Source organism: Sorangium sp. So ce128, assembly GCF_051525245.1.
Taxonomy (GTDB): Bacteria; Myxococcota_A; Polyangia; order Polyangiales; family Polyangiaceae; genus Sorangium; species Sorangium cellulosum_B.
This window is the reverse complement of the sequence record NZ_CP150313.1, coordinates 5,245,659-5,266,331: the sequence shown is the minus strand read 5'-3', so window position 1 is coordinate 5,266,331 and position 20,673 is coordinate 5,245,659. Positions and strand designations below refer to the sequence as shown.

The 20,673-nt window shown below is 73.2% G+C and carries 15 protein-coding genes; 8 read left to right on the top strand and 7 right to left on the bottom strand.

Annotated elements, in window-relative coordinates:
• Window positions 1-77 precede the first annotated feature (77 nt).
• From WME82_RS20020 to WME82_RS20010, 3 genes are all read right to left on the bottom strand, one after another.
• Window positions 78-1,106 carry a hypothetical protein gene (locus tag WME82_RS20020; RefSeq protein ID WP_438044137.1) on the bottom strand — a complete coding sequence of 343 codons (1,029 nt, stop codon included), beginning with the start codon at window positions 1,104-1,106 and terminating at the stop codon, window positions 78-80.
• Between the two features lie 159 nt (window positions 1,107-1,265).
• The gene (locus WME82_RS20015; protein ID WP_437747099.1) at window positions 1,266-2,834 is read right to left on the bottom strand and encodes a methyltransferase domain-containing protein; all 1,569 of its coding nucleotides are present in this window, start codon (window positions 2,832-2,834) and stop codon (window positions 1,266-1,268) included.
• Between the two features lie 6 nt (window positions 2,835-2,840).
• A complete protein-coding gene (locus WME82_RS20010; protein ID WP_437747098.1) occupies window positions 2,841-3,491 on the bottom strand; it encodes a transaldolase family protein in 651 nt (216 codons plus the stop codon).
• A 293-nt stretch (window positions 3,492-3,784) separates the two neighbouring features.
• On the opposite strand from WME82_RS20010, the gene WME82_RS20005 reads away from it, so the two are divergent.
• Window positions 3,785-5,329 (top strand): ATP-binding protein, encoded by a 1,545-nt coding sequence (locus WME82_RS20005; RefSeq protein WP_438044136.1) that lies wholly within the window; start codon window positions 3,785-3,787, stop codon window positions 5,327-5,329.
• 20 nt (window positions 5,330-5,349) lie between these two features.
• Here the strand turns inward: WME82_RS20005 and WME82_RS20000 are convergent, their stop codons facing one another.
• Window positions 5,350-6,861 (bottom strand): sigma-54-dependent transcriptional regulator, encoded by a 1,512-nt coding sequence (locus WME82_RS20000; protein WP_438044135.1) that lies wholly within the window; start codon window positions 6,859-6,861, stop codon window positions 5,350-5,352.
• A gap of 119 nt (window positions 6,862-6,980) precedes the next feature.
• On the opposite strand from WME82_RS20000, the gene WME82_RS19995 reads away from it, so the two are divergent.
• From WME82_RS19995 to WME82_RS19970, 6 genes are all read left to right on the top strand, one after another.
• The gene (locus tag WME82_RS19995) at window positions 6,981-7,838 is read left to right on the top strand and encodes an outer membrane protein assembly factor BamD (RefSeq protein ID WP_438044134.1); all 858 of its coding nucleotides are present in this window, start codon (window positions 6,981-6,983) and stop codon (window positions 7,836-7,838) included.
• The gene (locus tag WME82_RS19990) at window positions 7,835-8,149 is read left to right on the top strand and encodes a hypothetical protein (protein WP_438044133.1); all 315 of its coding nucleotides are present in this window, start codon (window positions 7,835-7,837) and stop codon (window positions 8,147-8,149) included. The genes WME82_RS19995 and WME82_RS19990 overlap by 4 nt, the downstream gene beginning before the upstream one ends.
• 109 nt (window positions 8,150-8,258) lie before the next feature.
• Window positions 8,259-8,735, top strand: coding sequence for a transcription elongation factor GreA (greA, locus tag WME82_RS19985; protein ID WP_012236225.1), 477 nt, complete (start codon window positions 8,259-8,261; stop codon window positions 8,733-8,735).
• A gap of 143 nt (window positions 8,736-8,878) precedes the next feature.
• Window positions 8,879-12,244, top strand: a complete 3,366-nt coding sequence (locus WME82_RS19980; RefSeq protein WP_438044132.1) for a sulfatase-like hydrolase/transferase — start codon at window positions 8,879-8,881, stop codon at window positions 12,242-12,244.
• Window positions 12,245-12,275: 31 nt separating this feature from the next.
• The gene (locus tag WME82_RS19975) at window positions 12,276-13,571 is read left to right on the top strand and encodes a tetratricopeptide repeat protein (RefSeq protein ID WP_438044131.1); all 1,296 of its coding nucleotides are present in this window, start codon (window positions 12,276-12,278) and stop codon (window positions 13,569-13,571) included.
• On the top strand, window positions 13,558-14,829 hold the full coding sequence (locus WME82_RS19970; RefSeq protein ID WP_438044130.1) for an outer membrane protein assembly factor BamB family protein: 1,272 nt from the start codon (window positions 13,558-13,560) through the stop codon (window positions 14,827-14,829). The genes WME82_RS19975 and WME82_RS19970 overlap by 14 nt, the downstream gene beginning before the upstream one ends.
• A gap of 568 nt (window positions 14,830-15,397) precedes the next feature.
• Here the strand turns inward: WME82_RS19970 and WME82_RS19965 are convergent.
• Window positions 15,398-15,991, bottom strand: coding sequence for a GNAT family N-acetyltransferase (locus WME82_RS19965; RefSeq protein WP_438044129.1), 594 nt, complete (start codon window positions 15,989-15,991; stop codon window positions 15,398-15,400).
• Window positions 15,992-16,063: 72 nt separating this feature from the next.
• Complete coding sequence (locus WME82_RS19960; protein ID WP_438044128.1) at window positions 16,064-17,770, bottom strand: hypothetical protein; 1,707 nt, start codon at window positions 17,768-17,770, stop codon at window positions 16,064-16,066.
• Between the two features lie 476 nt (window positions 17,771-18,246).
• Between WME82_RS19960 and WME82_RS19955 the strand changes: the two genes are divergently transcribed.
• On the top strand, window positions 18,247-19,674 hold the full coding sequence (locus tag WME82_RS19955) for a serine/threonine protein kinase (protein WP_437747088.1): 1,428 nt from the start codon (window positions 18,247-18,249) through the stop codon (window positions 19,672-19,674).
• A gap of 23 nt (window positions 19,675-19,697) precedes the next feature.
• Here the strand turns inward: WME82_RS19955 and WME82_RS19950 are convergent, their stop codons facing one another.
• On the bottom strand, window positions 19,698-20,546 hold the full coding sequence (locus tag WME82_RS19950) for a hypothetical protein (RefSeq protein WP_012236218.1): 849 nt from the start codon (window positions 20,544-20,546) through the stop codon (window positions 19,698-19,700).
• Between the last annotated feature and the right edge of the window lie 127 nt (window positions 20,547-20,673).

Sequence of the window (20,673 nt, the reverse complement as noted above, 5' to 3'; positions counted from 1 at the left end):
CAGCGCCGCGCCCGCTGGGCGCGGGCTTCAGGACGCCACGACAGATCGTACGCTCCCCGGAGAGCCGCCCGCAAGCGCTACTGGGGACAGAGACCGGTAATCTTGACGGCGCTCGCGGCATACTCGCCGCCGAGCGCATAGGCGTCGGCGCACTCGTCCGTCGCGGCCGAGTTCGTCGCGCTGCACCAGTCGCCCTTCAGCACGATCTCGCCGTTCTCGTCGCGCTTGCACGTATTGGGCGTCTCACCGGTGCCGTACTCTCCAATATCGCCCGAGAGCACGACACAGAGGCTCTGCTCGATCCCGGGGATGATCACCCGGTCGACCTCCTCCAGCGTGATGAACGCGGTGAGCTTGCCGCCGTTGATGAACGCAGGGGGATCGCCGTCCGGGCCGGGGAGGCAGGCCTCCATCGGGTTGAGCCCCTCGCGGTTGTACCGTCCGATGCAGTTGTTGTCCGCCGACACCTTCGCGTCGGTGAGCTGCACCTGGTGCATGGGCAGGACGATCGGCTCGGCGGCCGCGTCTCCCGCGCCCGTGTCCAGGAAGATCGGGACGTTCAGGATGTCGGACGCGCCGCTCCACGCGCCGTCGGTCAGGGGGGCGTCGAGCTCCTTCGGCGCGATCTCGAACTCGCCAGCAGACATGTTGGCGAAGCAGTAGCCCGCGAGCGGGTCGCTGGTGGGCATCGCGCCGCCGGTGCGCAGCTTGCCGGTCGCCGTGTCGAACTCGAGCAACCAGGAAAAGGTCCCGGTGCCATTCAAGTTGCACACGGGCAGATTCATCGTCAGGCCCTCGGCGACGAGGCGGGCGATATAGCCGACCGCGAGTACGTCGGGCTTCGTGATCGTCAGCTGCGCCATCCGCAGACCGAACTTCGTCGCGCCCTGATTGTCGTGGACGGCAATGCACTCGGAAGCGACAGCCGTGCAGACCGGGTTCGTCGGCGAGCAGTCGCCTGGAGCCCCGCCGCCGGTCCCTCCCGCTGAGCTCGAGCTCGAGCTCGAGCTCGTCTCGCCGGCGTCGTCACCCCCGCACCCAGCGCCCGCCGCCGCGCCCATCAGCGCGGACACACCTAATACGCAAAAACCCTTCAGAAACCGCATCTCTTGCCTCCTCTGGTGTCGCAAGGTGCGGAGTATAAGCGGCGGCAATGCGATGACCACGCGGTCGAGGTGACGCCGCGCCGCGTCGCTAACGCCACATTCACGTCACACGCCGATGAGCCCGGCGCGCTTCGTTCGCGTCGCCGCGCGGCGTGACGCCTAGCGGCGCTCGTAGCGGTCGCCGAGCCGGGCGCCGACGGGGAGCGCGCGCAGCAGGCGAATCATGGTCCACACCGTGCCGGCCAGCTTGCGCAGCTTCGAGGTGCCGACGCGCTCGTTGTACTCGATGGGCAGCTCCACCACGCGATAGCCGCACTTCGCAGGGAACAGCAGCGTGTCGATGGGCAACGCGTCGCCCTCACCGTCGAAATCGAACGCGCGAATCACCGAGCAGCGGTAGGCGCGCATTCCGCTGTGGACGTCAGATGTCGGGATGCCATGCATCGCGTGTGTCATGGCGGCAAAGGCGCGGTTGGCGATGTAGTTCGGGACCGGCATGGCCGCCGGCCTCGTGCGGGTGCGCGCGCAGTTCACCACGTCGGCGCCCTCCTCCTCGATGAGGCGCCTGAGCACGGGGATGTTCTCGGCCGGATAGGTGAAGTCGCAATCGAGGTAGATGAGCAGATCGCTCCGGGCGGCGGCGCTGTACATGAGGAGCTCCATGGCCGGCCCGTGGCCGCGGGGCGGCACCTGCCGGAGCACGCGCGCGCCGAGGCCGGCCGCGATCTCGGGGGTCCTGTCCCGCGTGGAGCTGTCGACGCAGAGGATCTCCGCGTCGGGCGCCGCCTTCCTGATCTCGCCGATCATGGCGCCGACGCTCTCCTCTTCATCCATGGTCAGCATGCCGACGGTGAGCCGCATCCGGCGCGGGCGCGGCGGCTTCCTGGCGACGATCACGTGCTGGAACGCGAGGAGGCCGGGCGCGCGATCGGCGACCACGTCCTCCAGCGGGCGGACGAGCGCGTGATACGCCTTGTAGGGGAGCGAGCTCGCGAGATCGCCGGGGTCGTCTCCTGCGCCGAGGCCGCGGAGGATGAGCCCCTTGGCGGCCCGGACGAGCATCGGGTTCTGCTCGACGCGGAGCACCTCGAGCCCGGCGCGCTCGATGAGCCGGACCGCCGACGCGCGGGTGAAGAAGCGGAGGTGCGTGTCGTCCAGGATGCCGCTCGGCTCGTAGTCGAACCGGCCGGCGAGCAGGCCGAGGCGCACCGGCCAGGCCGCGACGTTGGGGAGCGAGATGATGACGTGGCCGTCCTCCTCGAGGTGGGGCAGGAAGCGGCAGAGCACGGCGAGCGGGTCGGTCGTGTGCTCGAGGACGTCGGCGAACAGGAGCAGGTCGAAGCGCCGGTCGCCGAGCGCCTCGCGCACGGCGGCGTCGCTCGTGATGTCGGCGGCGAGGACCTCGTCGAGCGCCGCGCCGGCGCGCGCGAGCGAGCCGGGCGCGATATCGATCCCTGTCACGCGCGCGCCCGTGCGCTTGACGGCGGCGCCGTTGAGCCCGATCCCGCAGCCGACGTCGAGCACCGTCCGCGGCCGGCCGGCGACGGCGACGAGGGCCCGGTTCACCTCTTCGACCGCGTACTTGCGCCCGGCGAAGGCCTCCGGCGCGGCGCGGGGCGGCGAGCGTCGACCCGGGGCGTCCCCGTTACCGAGAGGGCGCGGCCCGCGGTCTTCGCGGCCCTCCCCGTCTTCCCCGTCTCCTCGCGCGTGGCCGGGCTCGGCGTTCACGCGCGGCTACTTAGCACGCTTCTCCCAGGCGGCGTTGAATTCGCGGATCGTCTCCTCGGTCTTCGGGTTGTGGAGCATCTTCCGCAAGATGGCGGGAGGCACGGTCACGATGTGCGCGCCGGCGTCGAGCGCCTCGTTCACGTCCATGAGGTGGCGGATCGAGCCGACGATGATCTCGGCGCCCAGCCGCTCGCGCTCGAGCCTCGCGCGCGTGCGCTCGATGACCGGGGTCGCGGCGTAGCCCATGTCGCGGATGCGCCCGCTGAAGATCGAGACGTACGCGCCGCCGGCGAGCGCCGCGAGGTACGCCTGGTTGAAGCTCATCACGCACGTGACGTTGGTGCGCACGCCGCGCTTCGCGAGGGCGTGCGTCACCTTGAGGCCGACGTCGCTGAACGGCACCTTGACGCAGATCCGCTCGGGCGCCCACGCGTGATAGCCGCGGGCCTCGTCGAGCATCGCCGCCTCGTCCTCGCTCGTCAGCTCGACCGACACGGGCCCCGCCGACGCCGCGAGCACCTCGCGGATGCGCCGCTCGAGATCGACGCAGCCCGCGTCGCGCGCGAGGATGAGCGGGTTCGTGGTCACGCCGGCGAGCACGCCCCAGGAGAAGAGCTCCTTGATCTCGGCCGGGTTCGAGCTGTCGAGGAAGAACATGGAGCGCTCCAGCGGGCTCGCTCGAGCCCCGGCGCGGTCTAGGCCAGTTCGATGCAATAGAGAAGGGGGATAGCGAAGGGGGATAGCGAAGGGGAATAGCGAACGGGAGAAGGGGAGAAGAGAGAAGTGGAGAACGAGACACCGTCCACGCTGCGCGGCTCGCCGCGCCGCCCTGCAGTGACGTTCGCGGTGCGGCCGGTGTGAACGACGTTGCAAAGACGGAGAGTCCGCGCTTCAGTTCTGGTTGTCGGAGATGTCCCTCCGACGGAACGTTTCTCCACGGCCATGCGTCGATGAGCAGCGGACGATCGTCGAGGGATCCGGTGGCGCACAGCCCGCTGCTCGCGGCTTGCTCGCCGGCGGGGCTCTACGTCGCCGCGCCCGACGGCCGCCTCGTCGACTGCAACGAGGTGCTCGCCCGGCTGCTCGGCTATGGCTCGCGGGAGGAGGCGCTCGCGGCGGGCGATCTCCACCTCGGCGGGGGCGAGGCCGGCGCGACGCCGCCGTCGGCCGGCGCGGTCGAGGGCTTCCTCACCCGCCGCGATGGATCGGCGGTCCGGGTGATGAGGACCGAGACCATCGCGGAAGCGCGCGGCGAGCGGCTCGTGGTCGGGGCCATCGTCGATCTCTCCTCCGCGCGCTGCACCGACGAGCGCCGGCGCGAGCTCTCGGAAGGGCTCGGCCAGGCGCAGAAGATGGAAGCGGTGGGGCGGCTCGCGGGCGGGATCGCCCACGACTACAACAACCTGCTCGCGATCATCCTGAACTACACGAGCCTGGTGATAGAGGAGCTCGACGAGCAGAGCCCGGTGCAGAAGGATCTCGCCGAGATCAAGCGCGCCGCGCAGCGGGCCGCGTCGCTGACGCGGCAGCTGCTCACGGTGAGCCGGCGGGGGCTCGCGCAGCCGGTCGTGCTGGATCTGCGGGACGTCGTGCGCGGCATGGACGGCGCGCTCCGCGCCGCCGTCGGCGACAGCATCGATCTCGCGATCGCGCTCGGTCCGTCGGCCTGCCGGGTGCTGGCGGACGCGGGGCAGCTCGAGCAGGTGGTGATGAACCTCGCGCTGAACGCGCGCGACGCGATGCAAGGCGGCGGCCGGCTGTCGATCGAGGCGCGCGCGGTCCGCGTCGGCGCTGCGGGGAGCCTGCGCGACGCGCACCCGGCGGTCCCGCCCGGCCGGTACGCGCGCCTCGTCGTGAGCGACACCGGCAGCGGGATGTGCGACGACGTGCGGACGCGCGCCTTCGAGCCGTTCTTCACGACGAAGCCGAGGGGGAAGGGGACCGGCCTCGGGCTCGCCACCGTGTACGGGATCGTCAAGCAGTGGCACGGCCACATCGAGCTCGCCTCCCGGCCCGGGCAGGGCACGCGCGTCGAGATCTACCTGCCGCTCTCCGCGCGCGGGGCGTCCTCGCGGCGAGCGCGCGCGATACATCCGCGCCGCGCCGCGCCGCGCCCGGGCGAGGGCGGGACGGTGCTCGTCACCGACGACGAGGACGCGGTGGTCACGCTCGCGAGCCGGATCCTGGGGCAGAACGGCTACACGACGCTGACGGCGCGCGGGCCGCGCGAGGCGCTGCGCGTCTGCGAGGCGCAGCGCGGGCGCGTCGACCTCCTGCTCACCGACGTGCTGATGCCCGAGATGTCCGGCGGCGAGCTCGCCGCTCGCCTCGTGAAGCTCAGGCCGGACATGAAGGTGCTCTTCATGTCCGGCTACACGGGCGACGCCCTCGACGGCCCGCTTGCCGTCCGGCCAGGCGCCGCGGTGCTGGGGAAGCCCTTCACGGCCGAGTCGCTCCTCCGCGCCGTCCGCAGGGCGCTCGAGGGGGCCGCGTAGGCGGGACGTGCAGGCCTCGCCTACGGCGCCTCACCTCGCTTGATGCCGTACGTGCGGATCTTCTTGTGGAGGTTCGTGCGCTCGACGCCGAGCAGAACGGCCGCGCGCGAGATGTTCCAGTCGAGGCTGGCCAGCACCTCGACGATGTACCGGCGCTCGGCCCGATCGCGGAACTCGCGGAGCGTGAGGCGAGGGCGCTCCGGCTCGTGGCGGGCCGCGCCCGCGGGCGGCTCGGCCGCGACGGGGGCGTGGGGCGCCGCCGCGCTGTCACCGGCGGCCCCCTGCGCGTCGTCCTCGAACGGGTTCTCGTGCGGATCCTCCGGGAGATCGGCGATCGTGACGACATCGCCCGAGAGGATCGCGGCGCGCTCGATCACGTTCTTGAGCTCGCGGACGTTGCCCGGCCAGCTCCGGCGCTCGAGCGCGGCGTAGACCACCGGATCGATGGCCTTCTGCTTGAGGCCGTTCTCGTTGCAGAACGCCGCCATGAACGCGTCGGCGAGCGCGCGCAGGTCCTCCATGCGGTCGCGCAGCGCCGGGCTCTTGATGGGGAACACGGCGAGGCGGAAGAAGAGGTCCTCGCGGAAGCGCAGCGCGGCGACCTCGCGAGAGAGGTCCTTGTTCGTCGCGGCGAGCACGCGGACGTCGACGTACCGGCTGTGCTCGCTGCCGACGCGGCAGATCTCGCCCGACTGCAGCGCGCGCAGCACCTTGGCCTGGGCGGCGAGGTCCATGTCGCCGATCTCGTCGAGGAACAGCGTGCCGCCGTGGGCCTGCTCGAAGAAGCCCCGCTTCGGTCCGCTCGCCCCGGTGAACGCGCCGCGCTCGTGGCCGAAGAGCTCGCTCTCGATGAGCTCGCGCGGGATCGCGGCGCAGTTGACCCGGACGAAGGGGCCCCGCGCCCGCGGCGACAGCCGGTGGATGGCGCGGCTGACGAGCTCCTTGCCCGTGCCGCTCTCGCCCGTGATGAGCACGCTCGCCTTCGTGGGCGCGACGCGGTCGATCTCCTTGAACAGCCGCTGCATCGCCGCGCTCTGGCCGATCATCTCGTAGCGCGCCTGCACCTGCGCCTTGAGATCCTCGACCTCGCGAGCGAGCCGTGAGTTCTGCAGCGCGTTCTTCACGCCCACGAGGACGCGCTCGCGGTTCAGCGGCTTCTCGAAGAAGTCGCTGGCGCCGAGCTTGATCGCCTTCACCGCGTCGTTGACGGTCGCGTGGCCGCTGATCACGATCACCGGGAGCTCGCGGGTGGCGTCGTCCTGGCGCACGCGCTGGAGGAGGTCGAGGCCGTTCATGCCGGGCAGGAGCAGGTCGACAAGGGCGAGGTCGACGGGGCTGTCGCCGTGCGCGAGCAGCTCCAGCGCCGCCTCGGCGCTCGGGGCCTCCGCGACCTGGTAGCCCTCGCCCTGCAGCACCAGCGCGAGGGTGCGGCGGATGTTGCGCTCGTCGTCCACCACGAGCACGGTGGGCGCGGCGGCGCCTCCGGGCGGGGCGGTGGCCGCTGGGGCGGGCGGCGGAGAGGAAGCGGGCATGGGCCGACCATACCCCAGCTCAGCCGTGCGCCACGATGCGGGGAGCGAAGGAGCACAGGCCCGGCCCCACGGCGGAAGCCCTGGCGCGCCGGCGCCGGATTGGGTACGAGGCCTGCTCGATGAGACCCTCCGCCGCTGTCCTCGCCCTCGCCGGGTGCCTCGCTGTCCTCGGCGCGCTCGCGGGCTGCGATTTCGAGCTCAACGACGGCCGCACCGCGACCCTCACGTACACCGAGGACGCGCGCGCCGCGTACAACGAGGCGATGGCCGCCTTCCAGGCCAAGGACTGGGAGGACGCTCGCGCCCTCTTCGGCGAGGTGAAGCGGCTCTTCCCTTACAGCCGCTACGCCCGGCTCGCCGATCTCAGGATCGCGGACCTCGATTTCGAGCAGGGAAAGTACCCGGAGGCGATCTCGGAGTACCGCGCGTTCATCCAGGAGCACCGGACGGACCGGAATGTCGAGTACGCGAAGTACCGGATGGCGAAGGCGCTCTACCTGGACATCGACGACACGGTGTTCCTGCCGCCGGCCGAGGAGCGCGATCAGGCGACCACGCTCGAGGCCTACAAGGAGATCCGGACGTTCCTCCGGCAGTACCCGCGCAGCCGGTACCGCGAGGACGCGGCTTACATGCTCGAGGTCGTGACGGGGCGGCTCGTGCGCCACGAGCTCTACGTCGCGCGCTACTACCTCAAGGAAGACGCGTTCGACGCGGCCCTCGCCCGGATCGACTACGCGCTGCGGACCTTCCCGGGCTCCGGGCTCGATCCGGAGGCGCTCGTCCTCAAGGGCGAGACGCTCCTCAAGATGAAGAAGCCCGACGAGGCGCGCGCCGTGTTCGAGTCGGTCATCCGGGACTGGGGCGGCCCGTTCGCCGTGACCGCGCGCCGGTTCCTCGACGAGATGGGCGGGCCGCGCGGCACGCCTGCCAAGAAGGCGGCGTCGGGCCGCGCCCCCGCGGGGCCGCAGCTGTGACGCAGGCCGTCGGACGGCCGTCCTCCGGCGCTCGCTACGTGCTGGAGCAGGCCGACGCCGGAGATGCGCCAGGGGAGTTCGTGTACCGGGGCCTCGTGCGGCTCCCGGACGCGGACGTCCCGGTCGAGGTGCGGATCGCCGAGGCGACCGGCGCGGCCACGGCGACGGTGGACGCCGCGGCCGTCCCGCACGGCGGACCGCATCCCGAGGAGCTCTCCAGGACGGCGGCGGCCCTCGTCCGGAGCGCGACCAAGTCAGCGGACGCCCATGCGCGGCGGCCGCCGCGGAAGATCGTTCGCTGGCGCGGCTAGGCGAAGGCGGCGGGGCACGCGCTGCGGTCCGGGCGCCTGGCGCCTCGGGCGATTGGCGCGCCTAGGGCCGTCGTCTCCCGGCCGGGAGCCATGCTAAAAGCGTCCCACCATGTCCGAGAAAGTACCGATGACGCCCGAGGGACAAGCGCGGCTCCGCGAAGAGATGCGACGGCTGAAAGAGATCGACCTGCCGCAGGTCGTCAAGGACATCGGGACGGCCCGGGAGCACGGCGATCTCTCCGAGAACGCCGAGTACCACGCCGCCAAGGAGCGGCAGGGCATGATCGTCGCCCGCATCAGCTACCTCGAGCAGACGCTCTCGCGCGCCGAGGTGATCGATCCGTCGAAGCTGAGCGGCAGCAAGGTCCAGTTCGGCGCCAAGGTCAAGCTCGCGAACGTGGACACGGACGAGGAGCAGAGCTTCCAGATCGTCGGGCCCGAGGAGGCCGATCTCAAGGTCGGGCGCATCTCCATCGCCTCGCCGCTCGCGCGCGCGCTGCTCGGCCATGAGGTCGGCGAGGAGGTCCGCGTGAACATGCCCGCCGGGCCGCGCACGTACGAGATCCTCGAAGTCTCCTACGCATGACCGAGCGCAACGGGGCCGCTCCGATGCGCCCGCGGGGCCATGGGGGCGCCAGCCGGCCTCCTGGGGGGCCCGCGCCCTCCGGGCGGCCCCTCCTGGGGAGCCGGCCTGACACGACGGCCGCCGGGGAGGGGATCGCCGGCGTCATGCCGGGGCCGGCCGGCCACCGGGCCCCGGCGGCGCCGCGCCCGCAGGCCGGGCCGGCGCGCCCGTCCACGCCGGCGCCCGCGCCGAGCCGCGCCACGTTCCCGAGCGGGAACTCCGACGCGCCTCCGAGGAAGCTGGAGACGGAGATCGGGTGGCGCATGGCGGACGCCTACCTCGCGATCGCGGCGCTCGCGCTCGCCGAGCTCCTGGTCGTCGGCGTCTGGCGGTGGCGAGAGCTCCTCGGGCCCTACGAGCTCGGCCGCGCCCTGCGCGACCTCCTGCCGCTCGCGCTCTCGGCCGCGGCGCCGTGCGCCGCCGTCCTCGGCGCGGTGCTCGAGATCGTCATGCGCGCCGAGCGCAAGGCGTTCCGCGCCGCGGCCGCGCTGATCGCGGGCGCGTTCGGCGGCGCGGTGGCCTTCGGGGTCTCGACGGGGCGCATGCTCGAGGGCGGCCGGCGCGCGCCCTTCATCGCGGCGCTCGCGCTCGTCGCCGCCGCGGCGACGTTCGCTGCGGCGCCGCGCGCCGCGCGCGCCCTGAAGCGAGCGCGCGCCGCGGCCTCCGGCAGGTGGCTCCTCCTTGCGGCGATCTGCGCGATCGTCCTGCTCGAGGTCGCGAACGTGCGCGTCTTGCCGCGCCTCTACGCCGCCTTCCACCTGGGGCTCGCGGCGCTCACCCTCGCGGCGGCGACCTTCGCGACGCCGGCGCTGCCTGCGCGCGCGGCTCGCCTGGGGGACCTGCACGGGCGGCGCTCGCCCAGGCTGGTGCGCGCGGCGCTCGCGCTCGTCCTCTTCGCGTTCGGCGCGGCGCTCGCGCCCGGCGCCGCGGACAGGCTCGCGCTGGCGGACAACATCCGGCTGATCTACGCGACGCACAGCCCGCTGCTCGGCCACGTGGTCGAGCTCGCCGCCGTGCTGTCGCCGCCCGAGCCGCTCGACGCCGCGCCGCTCGACGAGCGCGCGAGCGGGCACGCCATCGATCTGCGGGGGCGCGACATCGTGCTGATCAGCGTCGACGCCCTGCGCGCCGACCACGTGGGGGCGTACGGCTACGACAGGAAGATCACCCCGAACCTCGATCGCCTCGCGGCCGAGGGCGTGCGCTTCGACGCGGCGTACACGCCGACGCCGCACACGTCGTACGCGGTGTCGTCGCTCATGACGGGCAAGTACATCCGCCCGCTCGTGCTGCAAGGGCTCGGGGACGACTCCGAGACCTTCGCGCAACACCTCCGCCGCTACGGCTACAAGACGGCGGGCTTCTATCCGCCGGCGGTGTTCTTCATCGACGGCGAGCGCTTCGGCGCGCTGCGCGATCGGGCGCTCGACTTCGAGTACCGGAAGGTCGAGTTCGCGAGCGCAGAGCTCCGGCTGGAGCAGGTGCGGGGCTACCTCGCCGGGCTCGGGCCGGAGCAGCGCGCGTTCATGTGGGTGCACCTCTTCGAGCCGCACGAGCCGTACGAGGCGCACCCGGAGCACCCGCTCGGCGACCGCGACATCGACCGCTACGACGCGGAGATCGCCGTGGCGGACGCGGGGGTGGGCGCGATCGTGGACGAGGTCCGCAAGGGGCGCCCGGACGCCGTCGTGATCGTCACGGCCGATCACGGCGAGGAGTTCGGCGAGCACGGCGGTCGCTACCACGGCACGACCGTGTACGAGGAGCAGGCGCGCGTGCCGCTCCTCGTGAGCGCGCCCGGCCTGCTCTCGCCGCGCGTGGTCCGGGCGCCGGTGCAGCTCGTCGATCTCCTGCCAACGGTGCTCGCGGGGCTCGGCATCCCGAGGCCGGCGCGCGTGCGCGGCGCCGACCTCGGGCCGCTGCTCGCCTCCGGCGACGAGGCGGCGGAGCAGGGCAAGGCGGCCCCGCCGGGCGGGCCGCCCTCGCTCCCGGGCTTCGCGTTCGCCGAGACGGACACGCAGACGCTGCTCGCCAAGGGCACGCTGCGGCTCGTCTGCGCGCGCAAGATCGGCGCGTGCGCGCTCTACGACGTGGCGACCGATCCGCGCCAGCAGGAAGACATCTCCGCGCTGCGCCCGGCGGAGCTCGCCGCGATGCGGTCGGAGCTGCGCGCGATCGAGGCGTCGCACGGGCGTTACGAGGTCCGCGGCCTCCGGCAGGAGGGCAAGGGCTGGCCCGACGCGCTCCGCCGCGGCATCGCGGGCGACGCCGACGCGGTCGTCGAGGTCGCGGCGCTGCTCGACGACGCGGACGTGGCCATCCGGCGCAAGGCGGGCGAGGTGCTGTTCGATCTGCGCCGCTCCGAGGCGGCGCCCTCGCTGCGCCTCGCGCTCGTGCGCGACGAGGACGACGAGGTGCGGCGCTGGGCGGCGCTCTCGCTCACGCGGCTCGGCGAGGGCGCGCCGCTCACCCGCGATCTCGTCGTCGATCGCGATCGCAAGTGGCGGCGCCTCGCGGCGCTCGCGCTGGCGGAGTCGGGCGATCGCCGCGGCGACGACGTGCTCGTGGCGTGGCTGCGGCAGGTGGTCCGCGGCCCCGAGCAGGACAGCGGCGCCGACGCGGGCGAGGTGACCTCGTTCGAGCGGGCGCGCGAGATCGTGGACGCGCTCGCCAAGATCCGGGTGAAGGCGGCGCTGCCGCCGCTCATCGCGGCGCTCGGCGACGTGCGGCTCCGCCCGTACGCCGCGGCCGCGCTCGCGGCGATCGGCGAGGACGCCGCGCGGCCGGCGCTCGCGGAGCGGCTGAGCCAGGAGCCGTACCAGACCGCGCGGGTCGCGATCGCGGAGGCCCTCGTGAAGCTCGGCGCCGGCCCCGAGCTCCGGGCGCCGCTCCTGCGCATGCTCGGCACGCCCGATCCGCTGCCGGGGGGGCTCGGGCTCGCGCTCCGGGCCGACATCCTCGACCTCCTCGGCGGGCCGCGCGAGCGCGATCTCGGCCGCCTGCGCCGCTTCGCGAAGAGCGGGGTGGGCCTCGGCGTCGTGATCCCGAAGGCCGGCAACGGCAAGGGCGTGCGCGTCCTCTGCCGCGCGCGGACCGACGACGGCCGCCCCGGCGAGGTGCGGTTCGGCAGGCCCACGCGTGGCTGGCGCCCGCCGAAGCGGGACGGCGCGTCGCTCGTCCCGGCCAGCGCGCCGGAGCTCGATCCGCAGCGCGCGGTCACGCTCGCGATCCCGCCGGGGAGCGAGCCGACCGAGGCGTTCGCGACGCTGCCGCCCGCGGCGGGCGCGCAGGCCGGCAATTACGGCGATTTCGTGGTGTACGCGACCCAGAACGTCGAGGTGTCCGCGTGCGCGGTCGTCCCGCTGAGCGACGAGATCCCGCCCCCGCCGCCTGCGCCCTGGTCGCCCGGGGAGGCCGGGGCGCCGCCGCGCTCGGACGACGAAGCGCCCGCCGCTCACCGGCCAGATTGACGCCGCAGGCCGCGAGACTAGAGTCCGCCGCGTGTCGGACAAGGACCGAGAGCAGGCCGAAGAGAAATCCGCGCGGAGCGACGGCGATGTCGCCACGCGGAGCGATGGCGACGAGGACGGGGCCGCGGAGGCGGCCCCGGCGAGGCCGCCGCGCGGCGCTCCGGTGAAGGACGCCGGCGGCGGCGACGGCAACGACGAGGCCGCGCAGCGCGTGGCCGACGCGCTCGGCGTCGGCGAGGCGGAGGAGGCTCCCGCGCCGGAGGCGGCGGGCGAAGAGGCGGCCGAGGCGGCGCCGAACCGCGCGGCCCGCCGCCGCGACGAGGCCACGGCGCGCCGTCGCAAGAAGAAGGCGATCGGCGAGGAGCTGCCCAGGGACAAGAACGCCCGCGCGAAGGAGCTGCTCGCTCGCCGCAGGGAGCAGGCCGAGGGGCGCCGCCCGGTCCAGCTGCTGCCGGGCGAGATGGTCGAGGACGCGCTCAGCCGGATGAGCAGCGGCGCTGGCCGGTGGATCAAGGCGAACTTCCACATCCTCCAGTGGGGCGTGCTGGCGGCGCTCGTCGCGACCGGCGGCGTGCTGTTCTACCTGTCGCGGGTCGAGAAGAAGGACGCCGTCTCTTCGTCGGCGCTCGTCTCGGCCGTCGCCGCGGATCGGGGCAGGGTGCTCGCCGAGGACACGCGCACCGAGGAGGAGAAGGAGCTCGACGTCACGAGGACCTTCAAGACCGCGGACGAGCGGTCGGCCACCGCGCTCGCCGAGTACAACAAGGTCATCGACGAGCACGCCGGCACCGGGGCGGCGACGCTGGCGAAGCTCGGGCAGGCCGGGGTGCTGCTCGACAAGAAGGACTACGCGCACGCGCTGGACGCGTACAGCGTCGTGGTCTCGTCGCCGCTGGCCGGGGCCGATCCCGACGTGAAGGGGCGCGCCATCGAGGGCATCGCCTTCGCCCGCGAGGGCAAGGGTGATCTCGACGGCGCGCTCGCGTCGTTCAAGGAGCTCGAGGCGATCGACATGAAGGGCTACAAGGAGCTCGCGCTGTACCACCAGGCGCGGCTCCACCTGGCCAAGGGCGACACCGACAAGGCGAAGGAGCTGCTCAAGAGCGCGCACGAGAAGCTCCAGGCGCCGTCGACGGAGGGCCGCCCGTTCCAGTTCCTCGAGGCGGTCGTCGAGGAGATGCTGCGCAAGATCGATCCGGCCGCCGTGCCGCCGCGCGCCGCGTTCGGAGGTCCGAAGGGCCAGTCGATGACGCCGGAGGAGATCGAGCAGCTGCTCCGCCGGGCGCGTGAGAACGCGGAGAAGAAGGCGGGCGATGCGCCGCACTAGCCGCGCAGCGGGCGTCGCGCTCGTCTGGCTGGGGCTCGCGCCGCTGAGCGGCTGCGGCAACCTGGGCGTCGCTGCGGCGCCCGATGCGCCGCTCTGGCTGCACCACCCGGGCGGCGCACTCGGCATCACCATGCGCCGCGAGCTCACCGCCGAGACGCGCAAGGTCGGCGAGGCCTACGAGCGCGGCCGCCCCGAGATCGACGTGGCGCACCGGCGCGTCTTCGTCGGATCGAGCGATCACGGGCTGTATGCGCTGCGCGCGGACACGAGCGACGTCCTCTGGCGCTTCGAGACGCTCGGCCCGGTGCAGTGCGAGCCGCTCTACGACGCCGCGTCGGACACGGTCTATTTCGGCTCGGACGATGGCGCGCTCTACAAGGTGCGCGCGTCCGACGGCGCGCTGCTCTACCGCTTCATGACCAACGCGAAGGTCGCGCGGCGGCCGGTGTTGCGCGACGGCGTGCTCTACGTGACGAACTCGAACGACACGCTGATCGCGCTCGACGCGGCGACGGGGGCGATGCGCTGGCACCAGCACAGGACGCCGGCGGGCGGGATGGAGATCTCCGGGCACGCGGGGCCGGCGCTCGGCCGGGACAAGGTCTACACCGCGTTCTCGGACGGGGTCGTGATGGCCTACGACCTCAAGGACGGGTCCGAGCAGTGGGCGCTCGTCGACCTGGCTGCCGAGGCCGAGCAGAGCGCTGGCGGCCAGACGCCGAAGTACCTCGACACGGACACCACGCCGGTCCTCGGGAAGATCGCCTCGGGCGATGTGGTCTTCGTGGCGGGTTACGCGGGCGGGGTCTTCGCGCTCGACGCAGAGAACGGGACCCGGGCCTGGATGAACGAGACGGCGGTCGGCGTGACCGAGCTTCTCCTGTGGGAGCAGCCTGCGCACCAGCCCCGGAGCGGAGGCGGTCCGATCGTGCCCGCGCGGAAGGTGCTGCTTGCGTCCTCCGGCATGACCGGCCTGTGGGCGCTCGATCCGGAGGATGGCCGCACGATCTGGCGCCGGGACCTGCCTGACGGCGGCATCTCGGCCCCCGTGCCGTTCTCGGGGGCGCTGCTGGTGACGACCACGCGCTACGGGATCTTCCTGTTCTCTCCGCTGGACGGGGCCGTGATCGACGGCATCGAGACCGGCGGCGGCATCGCGATGACGCCGGCGGCGTACGGGCGGCGTGCGTTCGTCCTGACGAACGGCGGCTCGCTGCTGAGCCTCGACGTCGAGACGCCCCCGGTTCCGAAGGGCTGAACACACGTACAGACTGAGGCGCGGCGGCTCGATGCTGGCGGGCCGAAGGGCGCGAGGGGCGTTGCGGACGACGTGACGCCTTGAGGCGCGTTGCGGGGCTCCGGAGTGGTGCCTCCGGCCAGGTCTCGTGGCGGGCAGAGCCAGGGGTGGCGGCGACCGCGGGCGAGGCCGACCGACCCAGGTTGCGGCGACGGCGGCAGGCCGACCGACCCAGGTTGCGGCGACCGACGGCGGCGACCGGCGCAGCCGACCCAGGTTGCCGCGGGCGAAGCCGACTGACCCAGGTTGCGGCGATGGCGGCGACCGCCGCGGCCCCGATCGGCCCTCAGGTGCATGAATTTGCTCGTGAAATCGAGCCGATCTCCCCTGCCCGCAGCACCGGCCTTGGATCGCATAAGAAACATTATGTCAACTCGCGCCCCCTGTCGGTTTTCCGGGCCCCACGGCTGGCGCGAGCGCAGCCAGGCGAACCCCGGCCGAGCCGTCGCGCGCTTCGGCAACCGCGCTCCTTCGCCCGGGCGCCCGCCGGCCCACGACGGCCCCGAGCGAACGGTCCGCCCGGCCGGGTTCAGCTCTCGCTGCGCTCGTCGCCCTCGTCCGGCGCTTCAGGGCGTTGCGGCGGAATGGCCGCCCACAGGATGACCTCGCCGGCTCGGGCCGGCGGGCTCCCGGAGGCCTCCTGCTCGCTCCACCACGCGTGGACCTTCGCGGGCGCGCCCTCGCCGAGCGGCTCGAAGCCCTTCTTCTCGTAGAAAGCCTGGGCCCAGCCCGCCTTCTCCCTGGAGCGTACGACGACCTGATCCATGCCGAGCTCGCGCGCTCGATCCTGGAGGTCCGCGAGCAGCCGCGTCCCGATGCCGCATCGCTGGTGGTCCGGGTGCACCGAGAGCTCCTCCAGGACTGCGACCCCAGGCGCCTCGTCACGCCACGCCAGGTAGCCGGCTACCTCGTCGTCCGCTTCTGCCACGCGCACGTCGTGCCGCCGCGTCAGCGCGGCGAGATCGGCGAGCGTCCGCGCCTCGATCTCCGAGACCCCAACCCCAGCGCCAGCCTCGCGGTGCGACGCCGTACAGGCCTGCTCGAGCGCTACGAGCGCCGGCAGCTGGGCCTCCTGCAGTCCTGTCACGCGGATCCGCTTCGGGGCTGTCCGTTCGTCATGCATCCCCCGAGGCTACCGTCGATGCGCGGGATGCCCCACTTCTTGCCGAACGTGTCCCCGCGGCGCCGCGGCAGCTCAGCTGCGCAGCTGGAGCAGCCGCGCGATCGTCTCGCCGTCCCCGGGGCTCAGCGGGACGAGGATCCCGAGCGCCGCGCCCCGTGGCGGAGCGTTCCTTCCGTCCATCGGGACGAGCCGGAGCTCCCCGGCGCTCGAGATGCCGATCACCGCGATCCGCAGCGCCGGCAGCGGCTCGATCTGCGACGCGGGAAGCCGCGGCGGAGGCGCCTGCCATTCCCCTTCGTACGGCGAATCGTTCCACGGCGAGTCCTCCGACGAGCCCCCACGATCGTCCGTGAGGGCTCCCTGCGACCAGGACGCCGCCTCCTCCGCGCCCTGGCCCTGCATCGCGTCCGAGGGCTTCCCCGCCAAGGTCGGATCTCCCTGGTGATCCGCAGAGGCGATGCCAGCGTCGGCTTCATCCGGCTCGGCCTCGGTCCAGTCGGCGCGATCGTCGGACGCGTCGCCCGCCTCCGGTGCGGCAGCGGGCGGCTTGCCGTCGCCCGCCAGCTGCTCCAGGGCGAGCATCGGCGTCTCCTCGTCCAGATCCTCGATCCGGAGCTCCATCAGCACCCGCTGCTCCTGCGGGGTCAGGGGGCGGCGCGCGGTGCCCTCATCGTCCGTGCTCGGCCAGAGCCCCGGGCGCCGCTCTGTCGCCTCCTGCGAAGAGCCCGCGCCGAGCGGGACCGCCGGCCGCCGCGCCAACGCCGCGGCCATGGCCGTCGGCGTCGGCACCGTCGCGCGCTGATCGGCCGGAGGATCTGCGTCGGCCAGCTGCTGCTCCCCGCTGGCACTCTCGCGCGCGGCGTCCGACGCGCCCTGCCCCGGCTCCTGGCCAGCGAGCGCACCCGCCGCCGGGAGCTTGACCGCTGGGACCTCCTCGGTCACCGCGGTGGTCGACGACACCCTCCCGTGGGGCGACGCCGCGAAGCCGGTGATCGCACGCGCGTTCGCCGGGACAGGGCGGCCAGGCGATCCGGCCGCCGAGGCGGCCGCGCCAGGCGGGGCGCCGGTCTTCGTCGCCGCGGCAGGGCGCGCCGGGAGCCCTGGCGCGTGGCTTGGCGTGCGCGCCGCCGGCGACAGCTGGGTCGGGGTCACCTCGCGCAGGGCCGCTGCGCTCACCGGCCCAGGGGCGCGCCCCGGCACCACCGACGCCGGCCGGCCCAGCCCCGTCGCGGGCCTGGGCACGGCGCCGTCGCGGAACGTCGCCGCCGCGGACGTGATCGGCCCTGTCGGCGCATCGCCGGCAGGCGCGCGGACCGAAGGCGCCCGCATCGCGGCGGGCGGCGCGCTCGTGCCCGCGCCGCCGCGCTCGGCTCGTCCTGCCTCCACGCCCGGCGGATGCGACGGTCGCGCCAATGCCCCCGGCGCGCTCGGCCTGGGCGGCGCCGCGCTCGCCATCGCGGGAGGCGCGCCGGACGCCTGGGGAGGCGCGCTCGCGGCCGCATTCGGCGGCGCGCTCGCGGTCGTGGGCTGCGAGGCCGTGGCCGTATCCGCCTCGAGCGCCGCGATCTTCTGCGCCACCTCCGCGGCGGCCTTGAAGAGCTCGAGGGCGCGCAGGTCGGCGTTGGCATCCGAGGCCTGCTCCGCGGCGCGGCGCAGCCATTTCAGGGCCTCATCGCGCTCCCCGCGCCCCCACAGCGCGGTCGCGGTCGACAGCGCCCAGTGCACGTCTTCGTTGTCTTCGTCGTGCGGCGGCGGGATCGGGCGCAAATTGGCTTCCATGAGGCCTCGTCGAGCAGGTCGCTCACCGTGTATCACGACTCCAGCGCCCGCGTCTTCAACGCGAGCTGGCGCACTTTTCGCACCTTTACGCGCACTTTTACACGCGTCTTTACACGCAACGAATCATTCCCTTTCGCCGCACGCGGTTCCCGTCGGTTCCCATCGGTTCGCATCCGTTCCGATCTCCTCGCGCGCCACATCGATCGCCCCGGCCGCGCTCGCCGCGCCCTCTCTTCGGGCCGCGCTCGCCTACCCTCCGCAGCGATGCGTCCCTCCGAAGCGCCTTCGCCCCCGAGCTTGAGGTCCGTATACGCTTCGTGGCACCCTGGCTTTGCGGGACCTCCTTCGTGACGTGCAGGCGCGATGGCGCTGCGTCGCTCCGGCAGACGTCGAGGCTACGGGCCTCCACGAACGTAACGGTGGCACTCGAGCCCTACCCCTCCAAACTCCGCCTCCCCATCTAGTAGGACCACCGCGTGCAGATCCTGTCGGACCTCAAGCCTGGAGACACGCTGGGCCGCTACGAGCTCCTCATGCCGGTCGCCCGTGGAGGGATGGCGGCCGTCTGGGCGGCGCGCCTCGTGGGATCCCGCGGCTTCCAGAAGATCGTCGCCATCAAGACGATGCTGCCGGAGTTCGGCGACGACCCGGCCTTCGAGGCGATGTTCCTCGACGAGGCGCGCCTCGCGTCCCGCATCCGGCACCCCCACGCGGTCGAGATCGTCGAGCTCGGCGACGAGAACGGCGTGCTCTACATCGTCATGGAGTGGGTCGACGGCGACACGATCGCCTCGCTGAACAAGCAGGTGAAATCGACCGGCGGCGTCCCCCTGCCGATCCTCCTGCGCATCGCCTCGAGCATCTGCGCCGGCCTGCACGCCGCGCACGAGCTGCGCGACGACGAGGGCAGGCTCGTCGACCTCGTGCACCGCGACATCTCCCCGCAGAACGTGATGGTGTCGTTCGACGGCATCGTGAAGATCGTCGACTTCGGCGTCGCCAAGGCCACGGGCCGCCTGCACGAGACGCACGTCGCCGGCCAGCTCAAGGGCAAGATCCCGTACCTCTCGCCGGAGCAGCTCACGTCGGGCAAGGTCGATCGGCGCGCCGACATCTTCTCGCTCGGGGTCCTCCTCTACACGACCCTCAGCGGCTACCACCCGTTCCGCGGCAAGACGGACGCGAAGACGATGGAGAACATCATTCGCTTCGCCCCCGTCCCCATCCGCGAGCTCGTGCCGGACGTCCCCTTCGATCTCGCGCTGGCGATCGAGCGCGCGCTGGCCAAGGATCCGGCGGACCGCTGGAGCGACTGCGCGTCGTTCCAGCGAACGCTCGACCAGATCGCGATCTCTCTCGGCGCCTCGGTCACGGACGGCGACGTCGGTCGCTTCGTCCGCGAGACGCTCGGGGACGCCGTGACCGAGCGCCGGAAGAAGCTCGCGACGGCGATCCAGCTCGCGGACAGCCGCTTGTCGTCGCGGGGGGAGCTCCGCTCCACGTCCGGGCGGCGAGGCGAGCCGCGCAGCAGCAAGCGGCCGCCCGCCGGGAACACGCCGCTGCCGGCCACGTTCGCCGGCATCCTCCCCGTCTCTCTCGACGAGCCGCCGCCCAAGTCCTCCTTCCCGCCGCCCTCCAGCCGCAAGCTGCCGGTCAAGTCCGCGCCTCCGGCCCTGATGACGCCGGCGCCCCGCCGACGGCGGCGGTGGCCCCGCCGCATCTTCCTCGCCTTGGTCGTGGTCCTGCTGCTCGTCTCGGGGGCGGCGCTCGCCGCCCGCGCGGGCCTTCTGCCCGTGCCCGGCGAGGTCCATGACGCCCTTCGCGACGTGCGCGCGCTCCTTCGCGGCGCGCGCGAGCTGCTCCGCGGCGTCCTCGAGCGGCTGAGCGCGCTTCTCGCGGACTAGCGCGGACTAGCTCCGCGCGGCCGTCACTTGATGCCGGCGGACGGCTCCGGCAGGCAGACGCCGAGCGCGCAGAGCAGCAGGTTGACGTCGCCTGCGGCGCAGTACACCTGCCGCGCGCAGTAGTCGTCGTAACCGCAGAGCTGATGGCAGGACGCCTCGTTCCCGAGCGCCCCGGTGAACGTCATGCAGGACCAGCCGCTCGACAGCCAGAGCCCCTCGGGCCGCTTCGTGTCGAAGAGGCACGCGTCGGCGCGCGTCTCCGGGTCGAACACCTCCGCGGTGCAGGCGTCGCCTCCGGACAGCTTGCCCCGCGCGGCGGACATCGTGTTGAGCAGGTAGGTCACGTCGCACGCCTGATCCGAGGCCGAGTCCCGCGCGATCCGGGCGCGCAGCTCGTCCTTCCTCGCCGCGTAGGAGCGGACCGCGCGGATCGCGCCCGTGACCTGGTTGTTCCCGCCGTCGGGCTTCGTCCCTTCGGCGAGCGCCGCCAGCACCTTCTCGACCAGCTGCTCCGTCTCCGGATCGGCGCCCGCGGAGCCGTCCTTCGCGTAGCCGAGCCGGATGGTCGAGGGCGGCGTGCGCGACGTGCACGGCTTCGCGTGCGCCCAGAGCTCCTCGCTCACGATGGGCGGCCGCTTCGTGAGCGGCTGCTTGCAGACGCCCACCGATCCGGGAGGCAGCGAGCCGGATGCCCGCGGCGTCGGCTGCCCGGGACCTTCGTTGACGTACTCGGTCGACGCGCAACCCGCGGCGCCCGCGGTGACGGACAGCGCGAGCAGCCAGCCCACCGAGAGAGCTGCGACGCAGCGATGCGGAGCGTTTCCCACGGCCGCACGGTAGCAGAGCCGGAGCGCGAGCAGAAATTCTCGCACGGAGGCGCGCCTCGGCCGGCGGCCGCCTCTCGATGCACCCCGCCGCCCCGCCGCCCCTGCCCCGCCGAGCGCCTCCGCGGGAGCCGCCCGCGCGCCGGGAGGAGGGCTCCTCCCGGCGCGCTGCCTC

Coding starts and splice junctions, on each gene's coding strand:
- WME82_RS20020 (WP_438044137.1), bottom strand. CDS start 1,106: ATGCGGTTTCTGAAGGGTTTTTGCGTATTAGGTGTGTCCGCGCTGATG.
- WME82_RS20010 (WP_437747098.1), bottom strand. CDS start 3,491: ATGTTCTTCCTCGACAGCTCGAACCCGGCCGAGATCAAGGAGCTCTTC.
- WME82_RS20005 (WP_438044136.1), top strand. CDS start 3,785: ATGAGCAGCGGACGATCGTCGAGGGATCCGGTGGCGCACAGCCCGCTG.
- WME82_RS20000 (WP_438044135.1), bottom strand. CDS start 6,861: ATGCCCGCTTCCTCTCCGCCGCCCGCCCCAGCGGCCACCGCCCCGCCC.
- WME82_RS19995 (WP_438044134.1), top strand. CDS start 6,981: ATGAGACCCTCCGCCGCTGTCCTCGCCCTCGCCGGGTGCCTCGCTGTC.
- greA (WP_012236225.1), top strand. CDS start 8,259: ATGTCCGAGAAAGTACCGATGACGCCCGAGGGACAAGCGCGGCTCCGC.
- WME82_RS19980 (WP_438044132.1), top strand. CDS start 8,879: ATGCCGGGGCCGGCCGGCCACCGGGCCCCGGCGGCGCCGCGCCCGCAG.
- WME82_RS19970 (WP_438044130.1), top strand. CDS start 13,558: ATGCGCCGCACTAGCCGCGCAGCGGGCGTCGCGCTCGTCTGGCTGGGG.
- WME82_RS19965 (WP_438044129.1), bottom strand. CDS start 15,991: ATGCATGACGAACGGACAGCCCCGAAGCGGATCCGCGTGACAGGACTG.
- WME82_RS19960 (WP_438044128.1), bottom strand. CDS start 17,770: ATGGAAGCCAATTTGCGCCCGATCCCGCCGCCGCACGACGAAGACAAC.